We start from the raw sequence: 18,731 nt of genomic DNA on the forward strand, positions 1-18,731 counted from the left end.
GCCCGGTGAACTTGGTCTCCGGCACGGGGTTGCCGGCCGGGTCGGTGTAGCCGGCGTCGCCGACCTTGACCCGCAACACGAGCACGGTGTCGGCGGGGAACTCGTCGCCGTCGGCGGCGAAGCCGTTGTCGTTGACGTAGCCGCCACCGCGGTAGGACCAGCTGGTGGTGTGGCCGGCGGAGAAGCTGGCGTCGATCGACGTGGCCTTCTGGCCGCCGGGGAGGTCGCCGCCCGACGCGAACGGCAGGTAGTCGACCGGCCGGGCGGGGGTGCCCTCGGCGGTCTTGGCGACCTCGGTGAGGTCGGTGAAGAGGTTGTAGGGCGCCGAGCGCGACGACTCGCGGTAGAACCCGGGCGCACCCTCGGCGTAGAAGTCGATGCCCGCGCCCTTGATGCGGTCGATGGTCACGGCGGCCGCTCCGCTGGTGACCATGCTGGCGTGGACCGGGCTGACGATGCCGATGTCGGAGGCCCGCATCGAGCGCACCGGCCCGACGTCGCCGGGGATCTTGGAGTAGTAGAACGCGGCGAGCCGGGTGACACCGCCCTCGACGAGCTCCTCGACGACGAGGTCGGCCGAGCCGAGGCCCTGCTGGGGGGCGCTGGACGGGGTGTTGTCGAGCTTGAGGACCAGGACGGGGTGCTTCTGGATCGACTCACCGCGCTCCACCATGAGGCCCGTGAGGGGCCAGGTGTCGGGGTCCCCACTGACCTCGGCCTTGGGGGCGCTGACGGTCTTGCCCTTGGACTCGGGCTGGTCGGCCGGGGCGTCGCCCCCGCAGCCGGCGAGCGCGAGGCAGGCGGCCAGGGCGAGCGCGGTCAGGGCGACCGGGGTCGGGCCGAACGGTGTCAGGGCAGGAAAGCGTGCGGTGCGGGGGAAGGGCACGGGGGAAGATCCTTCCGGGGCCGGCAGAGGATTGGTCTACCGAGTCTGTGGACTTATGACGTGGCCCCAGTGTGCGCTCCCCCGCCCCCTGCGTGGCGCAGGGGGCGGGGGTGTGTCGCGCGTCGTCGACCCGGCGCGGCTCAGCCGAGCTTGGCGCCGCCGTCGACGTAGAGCGTCTGGCCGGTGATGTAGGACGCCTCGTCGCTGCAGAGGAACGCCGCGGCCGCGGCGATGTCCTCGGGGAAGCCGACGCGCTTGACCGGGTTGGCCTCGGCCGCAGCGGCGCGGAAGTCCTCGACGCTGACGCCGACCCGGGCGGCGGTCGCGTCGGTCATCTCGGTGGCGATGAAGCCGGGGGCGATCGCGTTGGCGTTGATGCCGTAGCGGCCGAGCTCGATGCCGAGGGTGCGGGTGAAGCCCTGGATGCCCATCTTGGCCGCCGAGTAGTTGGCCTGGCCGCGGTTGCCGAGCGCGGAGACGCTCGAGAGGTTGAGGATCTTGCCGTACTTCTGCTCCACGAAGTGGGTCTGCGCGGCCTTGGTCATGAGGAACGCGCCCTTGAGGTGGACGTTCATCACGAGGTCCCAGTCGAGCTCGGTCATCTTGAACAGCAGGTTGTCGCGGGTGACGCCGGCGTTGTTGACCAGCACGTGGATGCCGCCGAGCTCGGCGACGACCCGCGCGATGGCGGCGTCGACGGCCTCGCCGTCGCTGATGTCAGCGCCGATGCCGACGGCCTTGGCACCCTCGGTGAGCGGCAGCTTGCCGGCGGCCTCGGCCGCGGCGGCCTCGTCGAGGTCGATGACGGCGATCGAGGCGCCCTCCTCGGCCAGTCGCGTGGCGATGCCGAAGCCGATGCCTCGGGCGGATCCGGTGATGACGGCAACGCGCCCGTCGTAGCGACCCATCGATGTGACTCCTCTGCCCGTGTGTCTTTGTGGAACTGTCGGCCCCACGGTAGATGAGGGGTCAGGTGGGGCCGATCGGGGCCTGCAGGGCGAACGCGACGACGGTCAGCGCCACGATGGCGAGTGTCCCGAGCACAGTCTTGGTCATGCTCGTGGAGACGCGCTGGGCGCCGGATCGGTTGCCCGGTCAGGCGAGGACGTCGCGGAGCCGCGCCGCACAGGACGCGGCCTCGCCGTCGGCGTACGTCGTTCGCGGCCAGAAGAACCCCCGCAGCCCGTCGCCCTTGGTGCGCGGGACGACGTGCAGGTGCAGGTGCGGGACCGACTGGCTGACGGTGTTGTTGACGGCCACGAAGCTGCCCTGCGCCCCGAGCGCCTCCTTGACCGCCGTCGCCAGCCGCTGGGCCGCCTCGAGGAAGTCGTCGCGGAGCTCGGCCGGCAGGTCGGGCAGGGTCTCGACGTGCTCGCGCGGCACCAGCAGGACGTGGCCCTGGAACACCGGGCGGACGTCGAGGAACGCCAGGAACGACGGCTCGTCGAGCACCACGTGGGCCTCGGCCTCGCCGGCCACGATCGAGCAGAACACGCACGGCTTCGCCACGCCCCGAGGCTAGCCGGGCCCTCCCCCATGGTGGTCGAGCCGGGCGAGCCCCCGGCACGGTGGTCGAGCCGGGCGAGCCCCCGGCGAGCCCGCGTCGAGACCCCGCGGCCGACGTGCCCGGGTCGACCTGCCCCTGCGGGGGTCTCGCCGCGCGGTGACTCCGTCCCCGCGGCTCGACCACCGTGGTGCGAGCGGGTCAGCCGAGCCAGGCGTCGCGCGCGTCGACACCGGAGTCGGTGTAGTCGGCGAAGAAGCCGTCGATCCCGGTGTCGAGGAGCGACTCGATCTCGCCCCGGACGTCGCCCTTGGCGTCGGGGTCGGTGCCGCGGCGGAAGTTGGTCGGGAGGAACTGGTTCTCGTCGCGGACGGTGTAGACGACCACGCGCAGGCCGATGCGGTGCGCGTCCCGCACCAGCCTGGTCGGCCGCGAGGTCGCGCCGGCGGCGTCGCGGGGCAGGACCTGGCTCTTCTCGGGGCCGACCCAGTCGGCGTACCGGCGGACCTTCCTGAGCCCGTCGGCCGAGACGATCTGGGCGTAGGTGGTGCCCTGGCCCCGGAGGTCGAACGGGCCGCCGGTGGCCTCGGTGAGCTGCGAGAGGGGCACGTCGATCAGGTGGTCGAGGTCCTTGAGGTTGGAGACCTCGAACGACTGGATGACGACCTTGCTCTTCCTGGTGTCCTTGCCGAACTGCTCGAGCGTGTCGACCAGCGGCTCCTCGAGGGAGAGCCCGATCGAGTCGAAGTAGGTCGGGTGCTTGGTCTCGGGGGCGACGCCGATCGTGGTGTGCAGCTTCTTCTCCCACTTCCTCACCAGGCGCAGGACCTCGGCCAGCGTGGGGATCGGGAAGCGCCCGTCGTAGCGGGTGTTGCCCGGCCGCACCAGCGGCAGTCGCTCCTTGGCACGCAGGGTCTTGAGCTCACGCAGGGTGAAGTCCTCGGTGAACCAGCCGGTCACCTGGACGCCGTCGATGCTCTTGGTGGTCCTGCGGGCGGCGAACTCGGGGTGGTCGGCGACGTCGGTGGTGCCGCCGATCTCGTTCTCGTGGCGGGCGACGAGGACGCCGTCCTTGGTGGAGACCAGGTCGGGCTCGACGTAGTCGGCGCCGAGCCGGATCGCGAGCTCGTAGGCGGCGAGCGTGTGCTCGGGCCGGTAGCCGGAGGCGCCGCGGTGGGCGAAGACGAGCGGTACGTCGAGCTGTTGGACGGCGCGGGCTGCGGGCTGGCGGTCGGGCCCCTCCGCGGCGTCGGCGGGGAGGGTGGTGACGGTGAGGGCGAGGGTGGCGAGCACGGCCGCGGGCGCGGCGAGTCGCAGGGTCCGAGAGGTCATGGTGCGACCTCACCGCTCGGCGGTGGCCGGCGCGTGAACACGACGCGGGCGGACGGTGAGCGTCTGCCTGCTGATCGGCGCACGCGACGGCGGGTCGTCAGCGGGTCGTCAGCGGAGGCATCAGTGGCAGACGAACCCGCCGCAGGCGCGGGCGGAGGGGACGGCCACCTTGCCGTTGCTGCCGACGGCGTCGAAGTGCTGGCTGTCGCCGGTGGCGTAGGTCCAGCGGAACCCGGCGCGCAGGAAGAGCCGCACGACGGGGTGCGAGCGAGAGCGCCACGCGACGCGGGGGTGGGAGTGGCCCTGCCACCAGCTGTTGGGCACCAGGCCGGTGGCCGAGCGGTAGGGGTTCTCCCACGTGTTGACGTCGAGCGCGCGGCCCGAGGCGTGGGGCGAGCGGACGCCGGGGCGGTTGACGACGTCACGACAGTTGAACGCCGAGGTGTTGCCGGCGGCCATGGAGCGGTAGTCGTCGGCGCCGTTGAGGCGCCCGGACCAGCCGAAGCGGTCGACGCGGTACATCGAGCGGATCGGGAAGCGGCCGTCGTACATCGCCGTGAGGGCGCGGGCCATGTTGTCGATCGCGCTCGTCGCGGCGACGACCTCGCCGCGGTAGCGGTAGCCGTCGTAGCCCCAGTAGTTGACGCGCAGCAGCCGCAGTCCCTCACGACCGACGGGGCAGCCGGTGTGCCAGCTGCGGCCGACCATCGAGGCCCAGACGCCGTTCGGGATCCGGGTGACGACCGGGTGCGCACCCCTGGTCGTCGCGCGCGGCTGGGCCGGGACCTTGACGCGGGGGCTGGGCGCGCCGCGCGGCAGCCGGACCGGGGAACCCGGCGGCAGGTTGTCGACGCGGTGGGCCGGGCTGCGGTCGCCGGTCACCCAGTCGGAGGCCTTGGTGACCGCGCGCCAGCGGGTGTCGGTGCGCGGCCGGACGACGAACGACGCGCGGCCGCGGTCGTCGGTGCGGACCGTGCGGAACGTCTTCCACGCCTGGCCGGACGCCGACCGCTCGACCCGCACCCACCCGGAGACCGGGGTGCCGGTGCTCGTCCGCGACACCACCTTGACGGTCGTCGTGCGCTCGTCGACCACCTTGACCGGTCCGCCGACCGTGACGACCCCCGTGCGCCGGGCCAGCCGGCTGGTCGCGGTCACGGCGGCGGGGTCGTGCGTCCCGTCGCCGGCGTACGACGCCCGGAAGACGTTGTCGGCCGCCGTCCGCGAGCGGGGCGTCGACGTGGTGGCCGCGCCGGCCTCGTCGGTGACGACCGTCGCGAGCGCGGTCCAGGCGCCGCCGACGCGGCGCTCGACGACCACGCTCGCCCCGACGAGCGGGGTGCCGTCGGCGGCCAGGAGCGCGACGGCCAGCGGGGCCGCCTCGTCGGCGTACCCGCCGGTCGTGGTCAGCGAGAGGGCCGCCGGATCGGCGGCCCGGGCCGGCGTGACGGCCAGGGCGAGGAGGGCCAGGAGGAGGGCGACGACGGTCCCGAGACGGAGCAGCACCCGGAGATCGTCGCTGGCCAACCTGTGGATCCACGTCACCCCGGAGGACGACACGCCGCACGGGCTCGGCGGACCCCATCGAGGTGAAGGATCAGCGATGCGCGGGACAGGACGGTCTCGCCGGGTGACGATCAGCACGTGCGCCAGTCCTTGTCTCGAGCCCTCTCGCTGCTCCTCGTCGTCTCGGTCCTCGGGGTGCTGTCCCCCGCGGCCACCTCCGCGACCGCGGCGGTGGCGTCGTCGGCGGCGGAGCCCGGCCTGCGACCGCCGGGACCGAAGCCCCCGGTCGTGAAGCGGCTGCACGGCGACGTCGTGGAGCGGCGGGCCACCGACCCGCGGCGCCGGGTCCGCTCCTGGCCGGGCCGGACGATCCGCTACTGGGACTCGCTCCCGGCGAAGTGGGACTGGAGCCTGCAGGACGCGGTCAACCGCTGGAACGGCACCGGGGCCCGGATCACGCTGGTCAAGGTCGCGAGCCGGGCCAAGGCGCAGCTCCGCATCCAGTACGGCGACACGGGCGGCGCCGACGGGATCGGCACCCTCGGCTACGCGCCCGGCCACAACATCGTCAACCTCTCGACGACCTACCGGCGGGTGGACGAGAACGACCCGGAGCAGCGCGCCTGGGTGGCGCGACTGCTCGCTCACGAGATCGGCCACAACCTCGGCTACGGCCACACCCGCCCGCAGTGCTCGCTGATGACGCCGGTCTTCCAGTTCGGGCTGTGCGGACCCCTGTCCCCCGGCAAGCCCGGCTACTTCCAGTGCGGCTACATCGACGCACCGCTGCTCAAGAGGCACGTGCAGGTCTACGGCGGCAAGGCGCGCAAGCAGCCGCGCGACTGCCTGCTCGCGCCGCTCCCGCCGCAGCTGGCCGACGTGAGCTTCACCGGCGGTGGGGGCGCGGGCCCGGTGACCCTGGGCTGGCGCACCGTCCGCCCGCCCACCGGCGCCCGGTTGCGCGTCTACGTCTGGCGGGGCGCCGCGTGCGGCGTCGTACCGCGCACGGCGGCGGACTACGCGCTGCCGATCACGGCGCGGCGCTGGGTCGACCCCGAGACCGGCAGCGGCACCTACTGCTACGCCGTCGCGGTCCGCAACCGCTTCGAGGGCGAGCAGCGACCGGTCGCACGAGCCCTCGCCCGCTACAAGCCGGTGCCCGTGGTGCCCCAGGTGACGGTGACCTGGTCCCCCCACGCCCAGGCCTACCAGGTGCAGTGGAAGCCGCTGCGCGGCCTGACGCTCTACTTCACCAACGGCGACCCGACCACGGGCTCCTGCGTCGTCGATCCCACCTACGCCGACTACCTGACCGACTCGGAGAGCGTCAGCGAGATCTACCCGAACCGGACCAGCGAGTGCCTGACCTTCTTCACGGCCAACGACTTCGACGAGCTCAGCGGTCCGCGATCGGTCCAAGCAGTCGTGCCCGCGCCCTCCGCGACACCGGTCATCGGCCCTGTCTCGGCGGCCGCCCGCTCGGACGGGCAGGGCCTGCGAGTGCAGCTCAGCGGTCTGGGTCAGGACCTCGGGGGCATCGCTGCGGTCCGGGGCGCGTGCGTGGCCGACCCCGAGAACCTCTACCTCGACTCCTTCGAGCCGAGCCCGGGCGTCTTCGAGTTCGCCCTCAGCAGCGAGGGACCGCACTGCCTCTACGCAGCGGCGACGGACCGGTTCGACCGCCGCGGCCCGCTCGCCGCGCGGGCGTTCGTGGCCGACTTCCCCGACATCACGAGCACCCCGACGGTCGGGCAGGTCACCGCCACCACCGATCCCTTCACCTACCGGGTCCCGGCCAGCCTGTCGCAGCCGGCGGACGAGTACGCCTCCATCGCCGCGGAGGTGCTGGGAGGCGCCTGCCCGACGTCGGTCCCGGCCGGCCTGGCCTACGACGACGGCTACGCCGAGGACGCCAGCACCCTCGCCCTCGGGGCCTACGACGGCGGCGGCGACGGCCCGCACTGCGCGCTGGTCACCGCCGTCAACGGCACCGACGACGCGTCCGACGCCGTCCGGCACGGTCCGGTCGTGATGCGCGCCTTCGTGGTCAGCGGCACCGACTGAGCGCGCGACGACAGAGCCGCACCCCGGGTGGGGTGCGGCTCTGCTCAAGAGGCTGGTGGTGATCTGATGTGGTGCTGAGGTGGAGCTGCGGGGAATCGAACCCCGGTCCTCGAGCGCCGATCCAGGTCTTCTCCGGGTGCAGTCGGTGAGAGCGATTTTCTCGGCCCCGGCGCTCGCACAGACACGTCGCCGACAGGCCCAGTCAGGTTTGAGTCCCGGTCACCCCTCCTGACGAGAGGTGAGCAGCAAGTCTCCTAGATGACGCCAGGGTCCGGGACGGAGACGGATGCCCGGTCTGACGGTTCGATCACCGATCAGGCGGCGAGAGCGAACGAACTGCGCTTAGCGTCGGCAGTTATTGGTTTCCAGCGATCGTTCACGAGATGACGCTGGCTCCTCGACCCGCTTCATCTGGAACTAACGTCCCAAGTCGAAACCGATCAGCCCCTCTTGAGTTGTCGTGCGCTGCCTACCCTACCCGGCCCCGACGACGAACGCCCGCGAGATGGGCGACGGCTCAGCAGACCAGGGTGCGCAGCGTGCGCCCGAGCTCGTCGGCGCGGCCGCCGGCGGCGGCGCCCTCGAGCACGACCGCCAGGCAGAGCACCCGGATGCAGGTGCCCAGCCACGCGTCACCGAGCTCGCTGAGGACCTCGCCGCGCGCCCGGCGGCGCGCCAGGAACTCGACCAGCGGCTCGGCGGCGAGGCTCGCGTGCGCGAGCTCCTGGATGCGGCGCGAGGTGGCGGCGACGAGGCGCGCGTTGTCCTGCGCCAGCGCCACGACCTGGCCGGCCATCAGGTCCAGTGCCTCGGCGAGCGGAAGCTCCTCCATGGCCTCGAGGAGCGTCACGACGGTGGCGGCGGCGTTGGCCAGGAGCATCTGGTCGAGCAGCGCGTCGCGGCTCTCGAAGTGGCGGTAGACCGTCGCCCGGGTGACCCCGGCGGCCCGCGCGACGTCGGTCACCGAGGCATCCGGGGCCTCGGCCAGGAGCGCCGTCGCCGCCTCCAGGATCGCGTCCCGGTTGCGCTCGCCGTCGGCCCGACGCCCACCCCTGCCCACGCGCCGACTCTAGGGCGTCGGCAGGGCGCGCCTGGGAGAGCGGATGAGACGCCGGGTTGACGAATAACCGAGACACCTGTCTCATTTAACGCACTCTCTCGGAAGGACCACCCATGGCCCACGTCTCCCGTCGTGCCCTCGTGGCCGGCACCGCCGCAACCGCCGCAGCCGTCTCCGCCCTGCCGGTCGCGGCGTCCGCCCGCGTCCCCGTCCGGCGCCTCCGGCGCCGGGTCGTCGTGGTCGGCTCCGGCTTCGGCGGATCGGTCGCCTCCCTCCGCCTCACGCGGGCCGGCGTACCGGTGACGCTCCTCAAGCAGGGCCGGGCGTGGCCCACCGGGCCCGACGCCGAGACCTTCCCCCACGCGACCAGTCCCGACGAGCGGGCGCTGTTCTACGGCTCGGCCCCGGAGCTCTTCGGCCGGCCGCTCAGCGTGGCGCCGTACGCCGGGCTCTTCAACGCCATCGCCGGGCCGACGATGACGATCATGACCGGCAACGGCTACGGCGGCGGATCCCTGACCTACCAGGGCATGAGCCTCCAGCCGGCCCGCGCCGTCTTCGAGCACGAGTTCCCCGCGGCCGTCGACTTCGACGAGATGCACCGCACCTACTACCCGCGGGTCGCTCGCATGCTCGGCCTGCGGACGGCGCCCGACGCGCTGATCAGGAGCGAGACCTATCAGCCGGCCCGGATCTTCCGGCGCAACGCCGAGGCCGCGGGCTACGACGTCGACAAGATCCCGATGCCCATCGACTGGTCGTTCGCGCTGCGCGAGCTGCGCGGCGAGATGAAGCCGTCCTACACCAACGGCGACTGCGGGATCGGGGTCAACAACGGCGGCAAGCACTCCCTCGACCGCACCTACCTCCGGCGCGCCGAGCGCACCGGCAAGCTCGAGGTCCGGCTGCTGCACCGGGTCACCGACATCGGCCGCACCGCCCGGGGCGAGTGGCTGCTCACGGTCGTCCGCACCGACGTGCGGGGCAGGACGCTCGAGACCAAGCTGATCACGACGCCGACGCTGATCATGGGCGCCGGCAGTGCCGGCACCTCGCGGATGCTGGTCCGGGCAGGGGCGACGGACCAGGTGCGCGACCTCCCCGACGCCGTCGGCCGCAACTGGGGCAGCAACGCCGACCGCATCTACATCTGGACCAGCCTGGCCGACGACTTCGGCCCGGTGCAGGGCGGCCCGGTGGTCTACGGCAGCAAGGAGTGGGGCAACCCGGCGCGCGCCAACACCGTGATCCAGGCCTCGCTCCCCCCGATCGCCCTCGGCCCGGTGGACGTCGACGCACGCAGCACGGTGCTGGTGGGCTACGGCGTCAGCGCGGCCCGCGGCCGGTTCCGCTACCGCGGGCTCACCGACACCGTCGACCTGCAGTGGGCCCACGAGGCCGACGCCGCCATCCAGCGGCGGATCGGGCAGCGGATCAAGGCCGTCGCCGGGCCGGCGTCGGTGCTGCTCGACACCAACGCAGTCGTCCCGTCGACCTGGCACCCCATGGGCGGGATGGGCATGGGCCAGGCGTGCGACGTCGAGGGGCGGGTCGAGGGCCAGCGCGGGCTCTACGTGCTCGACGGCGCCCTGCTGCCGGGCACGGCCGCGGCGTGCAACCCGTCGATGACGATCGCCGCCCTCGCCGAGCGGGCGATGGACCGCATCGTCCGCAAGGACGTCGGCCGCATCATCTGAGGGCGAAGGCGCGGAGCAGCCGGGCGCCCGGCCCGACCAGCTCGTCGAGGCGCGGCGCACGCCCCGTCAGGGCGAGCGCGAGGGCGGCGGCGGGCGCCTCGACGCGCGGTCCGGCGCCACGCGTCCAGGTGAGGTCGGTGGCGGCGTAGGTCAGCGCGGGCGCGGCCGACGGCAGGAACCCGAAGCGGGCGCGCCGCGACAGCAGGAAGTCGAGCGACGGCTCCCAGCGTGTCGGGGGCCGGTCGTCGACGATGCCGAGCGGGATCCGGATGTCCTCGCCGTGGACCAGGGCATCGGTGTAGGGGCCGAGCATGCCGACGAACGGCGGTGCGGTGTCGACCTCGGCGTTGGCGCGGATCCGCGCGACCAGCTCTTCAGGCGGCAGGTCGGCGAAGTGCTCGGTGACCAGCAGCCCGAGGCGGTCGACGTTGCCGCGCGAGCGCACCATGAGCCGGAGGAGCAGGCCGGTCGACCCCTCGGTCGGCGCCAGGAGGTGGGCAGCCATCTGGTGCACGTCCCACGCGGCGCACAGGGTCTGCGTCTGCCACTGCTCGGGCGTCAGGGACTCGAGCAGGTCGGCGAGGGCGCGGCGCTCGTCGGCGAGGTCGGCGGCCAGGTCGTCGTTCGGAGCCATGGCGCCACCCTAAGGTCGGTCCCGTGCACCCCCTGGCGACCACGGCAGCGCCGCACCCCGACTGGCGGCTGGCCGCCGTGCTGCTGGTGCTCGTCGCGGTCGCCGTCGCGACGTCGTCGGTCGGGAGGCTCGGCGTGGGCCGTGTCCACCTGACGGCCGCTGCCCGGGCGGTGGTGCAGCTCGCGATCGTGTCGTCGGTCATCGCGGCGCTGCTGACCTCGTTGTGGGGAGCCATCGGCTTCGCGCTCCTGATGTACGTCGTCGCGACCGCCACTGCCGTGCGCCGGGTCGGCGCGGCGCGGCGCCAGGGCGGCTGGGTCGCGCTGTCCGTCGCCGCCGGGGTGCTGCCCGTGCTCGCGCTGTCGCTCGGCTCGGGGGTCGTCCCCTTCAACGGCGCGGGGATCATCCCGGTGGCGGGCATCGTGATCGGCGGCGCGATGACGGCGGCGACGCTGACCGGGCGCCGGGCGGCCGACGAGCTCGTCGCCCACCGCGGCACCTATGAGGCGGCGCTGGCGATCGGCCTGCCGTCGACCGAGGCGGCGTACCTCGTGATCGAGCCGTCGGCGCGCGAGGCGCTGATGCCCGGCCTCGACCAGACCCGCACCGTCGGCCTGGTCACGCTGCCGGGCGCGTTCATCGGTGTGCTGCTCGGGGGCGGGACGCCCCTCGAGGCGGGCGCGGCCCAGGTGCTGGTGCTGATCGGGCTGATGGCCGGGCAGGCGATCACGTGTGCGGTACTGCTGCGGCTGGTGGCGTCGGGCCGCGTGGTGCGTCGGGACCTGGCGGCCGTGTTCCCGCGCTAGACGCAAGCCGCTGCTGCCGCCGACCGTGCCTCCCCCGCCTCGATCTCGGCGAGCAGGTCGACGACGTAGCGGCCGAAGTCGATCTGGATCGTGTGCCGCGGCGAGGCGTAGTACTGCTCGAGGTGGAAGGCCTCGTCGGCCGCAGTGGTGCGCACCTGCTCGTCGACCGGCGGCAGCGCGTAGGAGCCGGTGAGCAGGCGGGCCAGCAGCTTGGACTGCTGCTCGGCCAGGTTGACGATCGTCGGCGACGACTGCGCGAGGCCCAGGAAGAAGAGGTGGTCGACTCCGGGCTTGACCATCCGCTTGAACAGCGGGTAGCGGTGGTCGGAGTCGGGATGCAGGTCGGCCTCGTCGTCGTCGAAGAACGGGAAGCCCATGTCGTAGCCGGTGGCGGCGACGACCACGTCGGCCTCGACCGAGGTGCCGTCGACGAGGTGAACCGTGTGGCCGTCGAAGCGCTCGATCGCCGCGATCACGTGGATGTCGCCCGAGCCGGCCTTGGTGAGGAAGTCGGCGCTGACCGACGGGTGCGCCGCGAGGGGCTCGTGGTCGGGCTCGGGCAGGCCGTAGCCGCTCATGCTGCCGACGAGGTCGCGGATCAGCGCGCGCGAGGCCGCGAGGGCGACCTCCTTGGGGATGTCGGGCGGCGCCATCACCTTGTCGGCGGCGACGCCGTTGCGGTACTTGGGCAGCACCCAGACGCCGCGTCGCGCCGAGACGTGGAGCTTGCTGGCCATCCAGGGGAACGACAGCTCCGAGGCCAGGTCCATCGCACTGTTGCCCATGCCCACGACGACCACGCGCTTGCCGCGCATCTCCACCGGCTCGAACGGGTTGACGTAGGCGTGGCTGTGGATCAGCTCGCCGGCGAACTCCCCCGGCCAGTCCGGGAGGCGCGGCTTCCAGTGGTGGCCGTTGGCGACGACGAGGTCGGTGTAGCGGCGGGTCTCGCCGGTCGAGAGCGTGACGTCCCAGCCGCCGCCGTCCGCCCGGGCCGCCCGGTCGACCCCGGTCGAGAACGTGATGGCGTCGCGCAGGCCGAAGTGGTCGACGTACGCCTTGAAGTAGTCGTGGATCAGCGTGTGGTGCGGGAAGTCGGGGTAGTCGGCGGGCGCGGGGAAGTCCTCGAACTCGAGCCGCCGCGTCGAGGTGTCGATGTGCAGCGACTCATAGACGGCGGAGCGGCCGTTGGGGTTGCGGAAGTACCAGTTGCCGCCGACTTCGTCGCTCAGCTCGAACTGGTCGTAGGAGACGCCGAACTCCTTGAGGCGCTTGGCCGTCGTGATGCCGGAGCAGCCGGCGCCGATGATGCAGACGTGGGGGGAGGTCACAGGTCCTCCAGACAAGAAAGAGCGGTGCTCACATAGGCGTCGGTGCGCGGCGACGACACCATGTGCTCCGCGAGCTGGTTGGGCGTGTAGGCGATCGTCGTACGCCGGTCGAGGTCGTTGACGACGATGGCGCCGCCGTAGCCGGTCCACCAGCAGGTGCGCCCGGCCGGTACCGCGGGCGCCGACGGGCCCGGCAGGGCGTAGCCGGTGCCGAAGACCAGCGGCAGCACCAGCACCAGGTCGGTGCCGTCGGCCTGGACGTCGAAGATGCGGTCGATGGTGCCGTGGCCGAGCAGGCGGGTGCCGTCGAGCTCGCCGCCGTGGGACACCACGGCCTGCGCGCGGGCGACCCCGCGGGCGTTGCCGTGGCCGCCCGCGGCCGCCATCGCCCCGCGCCGCCACGGCTCGCTGTTGCAGACCGGCATCGTGAGGAACGGGTTGGCGATGGTGCGCAGCAGGAAGTGGTCGGGCGGGAGCTGGGAGAAGTCCACGGACGAGCGGGGCGGCGACAGCAGGTCGGCGCAGTCGTCGAGCCGGTCGTCGGGCACGCCGATGAAAAAGTCGGCCCCGAGCGGGCCGGCGACCTCGTCACGGAAGACCTCGGCCAGCGGCCGCCCGGTCGCCCCGCGCACGATGCCGTCGACGAGGTGGCCGTGGTCGAGGATCTGGTAGGCCGACGCCGAGCCGGGCTCGTACCAGGGCGCCTCCTCGGCCAGCCAGCCCTCGCTCAGCTCGAGGTCGAGCAGGTCCTCGACCGACACCGGCCGGCTCCAGCCCGGCACGCCGCTGGCGTGGCCCAGCACCTGCCCGACCAGGACGTCGCCCTTGCCGGCCGCGGCGAACGCCGGCCAGTACGTCGCGACCGGCGCGTCGAGGTCGACCTCGCCCCGGTCGACGAGCACCAGCAGCGTCAGCGCGGCCATGGTCTTGGTGACCGACCAGACCTGCACGATCGTGTCGCGCGTCCAGGGCACACCCGGCCGCGCCTCCCCGCCCCACAGGTCGGCGACCAGGTCGCCGTCGTGGACCACCGCAACCGCGGCCCCGACGTCGGAGCCGTCCGCCAGGTTGCGCTCCAGCAGGTCGCGCAACGGCCCGAACGCCCCGGCGTACTCCCCCTCGATCACGCCCGTCACCCTAGAACGTGTTCTAGTCCGAGGCCAGACCGACGATAGTCCCGGGCGATCTCGCCCCTGAGACGCGTCTTGAGGGGCCATTTCGCCCGGGACTATCGCGGCGGTCGATTGCTCAGGGGCGCTCGGAGCCGATCAGGGCGGCGGCGTTGTGCCAGAGGACGTCGCGGAGCCAGTCGTCGCCGAGGTCGAGGGCGGCGAGCGCGTCGAGCTGGTCGACGTAGGGGAACGGGAGCGTCGGGAAGTCCGACCCCCAGAGCACCCGCGGCTGCAGGTCCGCGAGCATCGGGACGACGGAGGGGTCGAAGTGCTCGCCGAAGAACGGGCTCACGGCCATCGAGGTGTCGAGGTAGACCCGGTCGTGCCGGGCCGCCAGCCGGGCGAACTCCACGCACTCCGGTGCGCCGAGGTGGGCGACGACGACGGTCAGCCGGGGGTAGGCCGCCAGCAAGCGGGCCATGGAGGCCGGGCCAGTGAACTCGGTGCCGACCGGACCGGATCCGGCGTGGACGAGCACCGGGGTGCCGACGTCGGCGAGCACGTCCCAGACCGGGTTGAGGAGCGGGTCGTCGAGGTGGAACCCGCCGACCTGCTGGTGGAGCTTGAAGATCTCGACCCCGTCGTCGACCAGCGCGCTCACGTAGTCGGCGGCGCCGGGCTCGGGGTAGAACGTCCCCGACCAGACTGCCTCGGGCACCGCGGCGGCGAAGTCGCGCGACCAGTCGTTCATGAACGTGGCCACGCCCGGCTTGTGGGCATAGGGCAGCGTCGTGAAACGGCGGACACCGAAGGAGCGCAGCAGCGCGACGCGCTCGTCGATCGACTGGCGGTAGCGGATCGGCCACTCGCGCCCGATGAGCGGACCGGCCTCGTCGAACACCCGCCACACCGCCCGCTCGATCGGCGGCGGGAGGAAGTGGGCATGGACGTCGATCAGGCCGGGGAGCCCGAGCCGCTCCCAGGACGCGCGGGTCCGCTCGACCGGCTCGACGTCGGCGTCGCCAGCGGCGTCAGTCACTCATGCCCTTGAGACGGCGACCGACGGCCTGCTCGACCTCGCGGTTGGCCTGCCGCTCGGCGAGGGTGTTGCGCTTGTCCCACGACTTCTTGCCCTTGCCGACGCCGATCTCGACCTTGGCCCGGCCGTCGAGGAAGTAGAGGGACAACGGGATGACGCTGAGCCCCTTCTCGCTGACCCGGCGCTCGATCTTGTCGATCTCGACCCGGTTGAGGAGCAGCTTGCGCTTGCGGCGGGCGGCGTGGTTGGTCCAGGTGCCCTGGGTGTATTCAGGGATGTGGACGCCGTGCAGCCACGCCTCTCCCCCGTCGATGTCGACGAACCCGTCGACCAGCGAGGCCCGGCCCTGGCGCAGCGACTTGACCTCGGTGCCGTGCAGCACGAGACCGGCCTCGAAGGTGTCGTCGATGGCGTAGTCGTGTCGCGCCTTCTTGTTCTGCGCGACCAGCTTGCGCCCCTGCTCCTTCGCCATGGCTCCATCCTCCCAGAGCGGGCAACCGGATTGACCCCGGCTGACCCCGGCAGACCCCTACAGGTAGTTCATGGGGTTCACGGCGACGCCGTTCTCCATGACCGTGAAGTGCAGGTGGCAGCCGGTGGACCAGCCAGTGGTGCCGGAGAGGCCGAGCACGGTGCCACGCTCGACCTTCTGCCCTTCGGAGGCCTTGTAGGCCGACAGGTGGTTGTAGATCAGCACGAGGCTCTTGCCGTTGACCTTGCCGAGCGACAGGTAGAGCCGGTTGCCGTAGACCGAGTCGTAGTAGGTGTCGATGACGGTGCCACCGGCGGAGGCATAGACGGGGGCGCCGCAGCCGGTGCCGAAGTCGGTGCCGTTGTGGAGGCTGTAGTAGCCATAGATCGGGTGGACGCGGTAGCCGTAGGGCGACGTCACCGGTCCGCTGGCGGGATAGCTCAGGTAGCCGTCGGACTGGCCCTTGAAGCCGACCTGGTCGCGCTGGCTGCGGGCGAGCGCCACGAGCTGCTGCTGGATCCTGTCCTCGCGGGCCTTCAGCGCTCGGAGGGTCTGACGGTCGCGGGCGCGGGCGGCGAACGCCTGCTGACGGGCGGTGCGGGCCTCGCCGACGAGGCTCTGGACGCGCGCCTCGGCGGCGACGGACTCGTCGTAGAGCCCACGGACCTCCTCGAGGTGCGCGGCGGCCTCGCGGCGCTTCTGCTCGACGGCCTCGGCCTTGTCCTCGACGTCGGCCTGCTCGTCGGCGAGGTCGGCCTCGACCTCCTCGAGGTCGGCGAAGATCGCGGTCTGGCGGTTGCCGATGACCTGGGCGCCCAGCCGGCGCTCCTCGAGCTCCTCGATCGACCCGCTGTCGAGCAGCGAGCCGATGGCCTGCAGCCGGGAGTCGTTGCCGCTGTAGATCGAGATGGCGGCGTCGCGGACGACGTCGCGCTGGTGCTCGACGGCGGCGACGCCGGAGGCGAGGGCGGCACTGGCCTGCTCGAGCTCGAGCTCGGCCGTGGCCAGCTCTGCCTTGAGACGGGCGTCGCGCTCGCGGGCCGCGGCCAGCCGGGTGCGTACGCCGGCCAGCTCGGTGCGCGCGGCGGACAGCTGCTCGGTGGCCCGGGAGAGGCGGGCGGAGGCCCGGGTGACCTCGCGGCTCGCCTCCTTGAGGTCGGAGGCGGCGTCGGCGATCTTGCCCTTGACCTCGCGCTGGCGGGACTTCAGGTCGTCGTCCTCGTCGGCGTGGGCGAGCGGTACCGCGAGTGCAGCGAGGGAGACGAGACCGACGCAGGCGACGGTGACGCGCTGTCGAGCGGCGCTGGGGAAGAAGCGCACAGGAGAGCCGTTCGTTCGGGGAAGTGAACGCTCCGACCGTAGGCGACCAGGGTCAGTATTTGAGGTATTTGCGGGTCAGCAGGAGTGTCGGCAGCACCGTCAGCAGCGGACCCGCGACGACGACCACGAGCATCGCGAAGCCGTAGGCGTCCCAGCCGACGAACGGCAGGCCGGAGAAGCGGGCCTTGATGCCGTCGATGACACCGAACTGGGTGAACGCAGCCAGCGCTCCGGCGGTCAGCGCGACGCCCACGACGGCGTTGAAGATCGCCTCCAGGAGGAAGGGCAGCGCGATGAAGATGCGGGAGGCACCGACGAGACGCATGATCTCGATCTCCTTGCGGCGCGCGAGGGCCGTCAGGCGGATCGTGTTGGCGACGAGCATCACGGCGGCCAGCACCAGCACGGCCGCTGCGCCCCAGGCCGAGTAGCGCAGCACGTTGATCGTCGTGAAGATCGGGCCGACGAGCTCGCTGGCGGGGACGACCTCGCGGACGCCGTCGAGGTCCTCGATGGCGCTGATGACGCCGTCGTACTCGTCGGGCTCCTCGAGGGTGATGCGCAGCTTGCGCGGGAGGTTCTCGGCGGTGATGAGCGGGTCGGGCCCCTCGACCTGGTCCTCGGTGACCACGCCGCGGTCGATGAGGTCCTGCAGGCCCTTCTCGCGCGGCACCTCCTCGACGTCGCGGACCTCGGGGCTCTTGTCGATCGTGTCGAGGATCACCGCCTCCTGCTCGGCGGTGACCTCGCCGGTGCACTGCGGGAACGCCGCCTCGTCGGGGATGCAGAGCGTGACGGTGACCTGCAGCTCGCTGCCGATGACGTCGGCGGTGAGCTCGGCCTGCTTGCTGAGCATCACCCCGATCCCGGCGAGGGTCAGGGACACGAACAGGGTGAGGATGACGGCCGCGTGCATCGACATGTTGCGACGCAGGCCCTGGCGCAGGTTGGTGGAGACGTGGCGCAGCTGCATGAAGCGGGGTACTCCTGGGGATCGGGGCGGGGCGGCGGGCCGGGCGGGAGGCCCGGGCCGGACCTCAGTGCTGGAAGCCGTAGACGCCGGTGGCCTCGTCGCGGACGACGGACCCGTGGTCGAGCTCGACGACGCGCTTGCGCATCTGGTCGACGACACCGTGGTCGTGGGTGGCCATGAGCACCGTGGTGCCGTTCTGGTTGATCCGGTCGAACAGCTTGAGGATGCCGACCGAGGTGGTCGGGTCGAGGTTGCCGGTGGGCTCGTCGGCCACGAGGATCATCGGCTCGTTGACCATGGCGCGGGCGATCGCCACGCGCTGCTGCTCGCCACCGGACAGCTCGTCGGGCATCCGGCCGGCCTTGTCGGCCAGCCCGACCAGCTCGAGGGTCTTGGGCACGGTGGCCCGGATGTCGCGGCCGGAGCGGCCGGTGACCTGGAGCGCGAAGGCGACGTTCTCGGCGACGGTCTTGCCCTGGAGCAGCCGGAAGTCCTGGAACACGGTGCCGATCTGGCGGCGCAGCCGCGGCACCTTCCAGGTGGCCAGGCGGTTGATCTCCTTGCCGGCCACGTAGACCCGGCCGGTCGTCGGCCGCAGCTCGCGGAGGACCAGGCGGAGCGCCGTCGACTTGCCCGAGCCGGACGCGCCGACGAGGAAGACGAACTCGCCCTTCTCGACGTCGATCGACACCTGGTTGAGCGCCGGCTTCCCCGGTCCCGGGTAGGACACCGTGGTCTTCTCGAAGCGAATCACCGAAAAGACGGTACTCGCTCTCGCGGTGGCAGCCCGCTTCGGCGTGTCGCGGCCCGTCCGTAGGGTGGCGGACGTGTCCCGCGCCCTCGTCCTGCTGCTCGCCGGTGTCGTGACCGCGGTCCTGGTCGCGGTCGGGCTGGTCGTCGGGCTGGGCGGCGACGACGGCGACGGCGAGCCCGACGCGGGCTCGAGCCCGGCGACGACGGCCCCGCCGACGACCGCGCCGACCGTGCCGCTGGCC

General features: G+C 72.4%; 17 protein-coding genes and 1 other RNA gene. 3 read left to right on the top strand and 15 right to left on the bottom strand.

Annotated elements, in window-relative coordinates:
- From Q7T52_RS16765 to Q7T52_RS16785, 5 genes are all read right to left on the bottom strand, one after another.
- Window positions 1-886, bottom strand: an 886-nt coding sequence (locus tag Q7T52_RS16765) for a DUF3048 domain-containing protein (protein WP_304804491.1), incomplete at its 3' end; no start/stop codon positions are given.
- A 140-nt stretch (window positions 887-1,026) separates the two neighbouring features.
- A complete protein-coding gene (locus tag Q7T52_RS16770) occupies window positions 1,027-1,794 on the bottom strand; it encodes an SDR family NAD(P)-dependent oxidoreductase (RefSeq protein WP_304804493.1) in 768 nt (255 codons plus the stop codon).
- Between the two features lie 187 nt (window positions 1,795-1,981).
- The gene (locus Q7T52_RS16775) at window positions 1,982-2,395 is read right to left on the bottom strand and encodes an HIT family protein (RefSeq protein ID WP_304804496.1); all 414 of its coding nucleotides are present in this window, start codon (window positions 2,393-2,395) and stop codon (window positions 1,982-1,984) included.
- A gap of 196 nt (window positions 2,396-2,591) precedes the next feature.
- Window positions 2,592-3,722 carry a glycerophosphodiester phosphodiesterase gene (locus Q7T52_RS16780; RefSeq protein ID WP_304804498.1) on the bottom strand — a complete coding sequence of 377 codons (1,131 nt, stop codon included), beginning with the start codon at window positions 3,720-3,722 and terminating at the stop codon, window positions 2,592-2,594.
- 120 nt (window positions 3,723-3,842) lie between these two features.
- On the bottom strand, window positions 3,843-5,228 hold the full coding sequence (locus tag Q7T52_RS16785; protein ID WP_304804501.1) for a M15 family metallopeptidase: 1,386 nt from the start codon (window positions 5,226-5,228) through the stop codon (window positions 3,843-3,845).
- Window positions 5,229-5,366: 138 nt separating this feature from the next.
- Here Q7T52_RS16785 and Q7T52_RS16790 point away from each other — a divergent pair, with 138 nt between their 5' ends.
- Window positions 5,367-7,292, top strand: coding sequence for a hypothetical protein (locus Q7T52_RS16790; RefSeq protein ID WP_304804503.1), 1,926 nt, complete (start codon window positions 5,367-5,369; stop codon window positions 7,290-7,292).
- A 77-nt stretch (window positions 7,293-7,369) separates the two neighbouring features.
- On the opposite strand, the gene ssrA is transcribed toward Q7T52_RS16790, so the two are convergent.
- Both ssrA and Q7T52_RS16800 read right to left on the bottom strand, forming a co-directional pair.
- Window positions 7,370-7,740, bottom strand: a transfer-messenger RNA (tmRNA) gene (ssrA, locus tag Q7T52_RS16795).
- Window positions 7,741-7,809: 69 nt separating this feature from the next.
- Window positions 7,810-8,352, bottom strand: a complete 543-nt coding sequence (locus tag Q7T52_RS16800; RefSeq protein ID WP_304804506.1) for a TetR/AcrR family transcriptional regulator — start codon at window positions 8,350-8,352, stop codon at window positions 7,810-7,812.
- Between the two features lie 113 nt (window positions 8,353-8,465).
- Between Q7T52_RS16800 and Q7T52_RS16805 the strand changes: the two genes are divergently transcribed.
- The gene (locus Q7T52_RS16805) at window positions 8,466-10,049 is read left to right on the top strand and encodes a GMC oxidoreductase (protein WP_304804510.1); all 1,584 of its coding nucleotides are present in this window, start codon (window positions 8,466-8,468) and stop codon (window positions 10,047-10,049) included.
- Here the strand turns inward: Q7T52_RS16805 and Q7T52_RS16810 are convergent.
- Entirely contained in the window at window positions 10,042-10,683 is a 642-nt protein-coding gene (locus Q7T52_RS16810) for a maleylpyruvate isomerase family mycothiol-dependent enzyme (protein WP_304804512.1), read from the bottom strand. The genes Q7T52_RS16805 and Q7T52_RS16810 overlap by 8 nt on opposite strands.
- A gap of 23 nt (window positions 10,684-10,706) precedes the next feature.
- On the opposite strand from Q7T52_RS16810, the gene Q7T52_RS16815 reads away from it, so the two are divergent.
- Entirely contained in the window at window positions 10,707-11,489 is a 783-nt protein-coding gene (locus tag Q7T52_RS16815; protein WP_304804515.1) for an ABC transporter permease, read from the top strand.
- On the opposite strand, the gene Q7T52_RS16820 is transcribed toward Q7T52_RS16815, so the two are convergent.
- The 7 genes from Q7T52_RS16820 to ftsE form a co-directional block, all read right to left on the bottom strand.
- The gene (locus Q7T52_RS16820; RefSeq protein WP_304804517.1) at window positions 11,486-12,820 is read right to left on the bottom strand and encodes an NAD(P)/FAD-dependent oxidoreductase; all 1,335 of its coding nucleotides are present in this window, start codon (window positions 12,818-12,820) and stop codon (window positions 11,486-11,488) included. The two genes, Q7T52_RS16815 and Q7T52_RS16820, sit on opposite strands and share 4 nt — an antisense overlap.
- Window positions 12,817-13,947, bottom strand: a complete 1,131-nt coding sequence (locus Q7T52_RS16825; protein WP_304804519.1) for a serine hydrolase domain-containing protein — start codon at window positions 13,945-13,947, stop codon at window positions 12,817-12,819. Before Q7T52_RS16825 ends, Q7T52_RS16820 begins: the two co-directional genes overlap by 4 nt.
- Before the next feature lie 121 nt (window positions 13,948-14,068).
- Entirely contained in the window at window positions 14,069-14,971 is a 903-nt protein-coding gene (locus Q7T52_RS16830; protein WP_304804521.1) for an amidohydrolase family protein, read from the bottom strand.
- The gene (gene smpB, locus Q7T52_RS16835) at window positions 14,964-15,443 is read right to left on the bottom strand and encodes an SsrA-binding protein SmpB (RefSeq protein WP_304804522.1); all 480 of its coding nucleotides are present in this window, start codon (window positions 15,441-15,443) and stop codon (window positions 14,964-14,966) included. The genes Q7T52_RS16830 and smpB overlap by 8 nt, the downstream gene beginning before the upstream one ends.
- A 57-nt stretch (window positions 15,444-15,500) precedes the next feature.
- Window positions 15,501-16,763: a M23 family metallopeptidase gene (locus tag Q7T52_RS16840; protein ID WP_304804524.1), complete on the bottom strand. Its 1,263-nt coding sequence runs from the start codon at window positions 16,761-16,763 to the stop codon at window positions 15,501-15,503.
- A 52-nt stretch (window positions 16,764-16,815) separates the two neighbouring features.
- The gene (ftsX, locus tag Q7T52_RS16845) at window positions 16,816-17,736 is read right to left on the bottom strand and encodes a permease-like cell division protein FtsX (RefSeq protein WP_304804526.1); all 921 of its coding nucleotides are present in this window, start codon (window positions 17,734-17,736) and stop codon (window positions 16,816-16,818) included.
- 64 nt (window positions 17,737-17,800) lie between these two features.
- The gene (ftsE, locus tag Q7T52_RS16850) at window positions 17,801-18,490 is read right to left on the bottom strand and encodes a cell division ATP-binding protein FtsE (protein ID WP_304804528.1); all 690 of its coding nucleotides are present in this window, start codon (window positions 18,488-18,490) and stop codon (window positions 17,801-17,803) included.
- Between the last annotated feature and the right edge of the window lie 241 nt (window positions 18,491-18,731).

It is taken from the genome of Nocardioides sp. (assembly GCF_030655615.1).
In the GTDB taxonomy this organism is placed as follows: domain Bacteria; phylum Actinomycetota; class Actinomycetes; order Propionibacteriales; family Nocardioidaceae; genus Nocardioides.

Excerpts from the sequence above, each read along its gene's own strand:
- Q7T52_RS16770 (WP_304804493.1), bottom strand. The coding sequence starts at position 1,794 with ATGGGTCGCTACGACGGGCGCGTTGCCGTCATCACCGGATCCGCCCGA.
- Q7T52_RS16780 (WP_304804498.1), bottom strand. The coding sequence starts at position 3,722 with ATGACCTCTCGGACCCTGCGACTCGCCGCGCCCGCGGCCGTGCTCGCC.
- Q7T52_RS16805 (WP_304804510.1), top strand. The coding sequence starts at position 8,466 with ATGGCCCACGTCTCCCGTCGTGCCCTCGTGGCCGGCACCGCCGCAACC.
- Q7T52_RS16810 (WP_304804512.1), bottom strand. The coding sequence starts at position 10,683 with ATGGCTCCGAACGACGACCTGGCCGCCGACCTCGCCGACGAGCGCCGC.
- smpB (WP_304804522.1), bottom strand. The coding sequence starts at position 15,443 with ATGGCGAAGGAGCAGGGGCGCAAGCTGGTCGCGCAGAACAAGAAGGCG.
- ftsX (WP_304804526.1), bottom strand. The coding sequence starts at position 17,736 with ATGCAGCTGCGCCACGTCTCCACCAACCTGCGCCAGGGCCTGCGTCGC.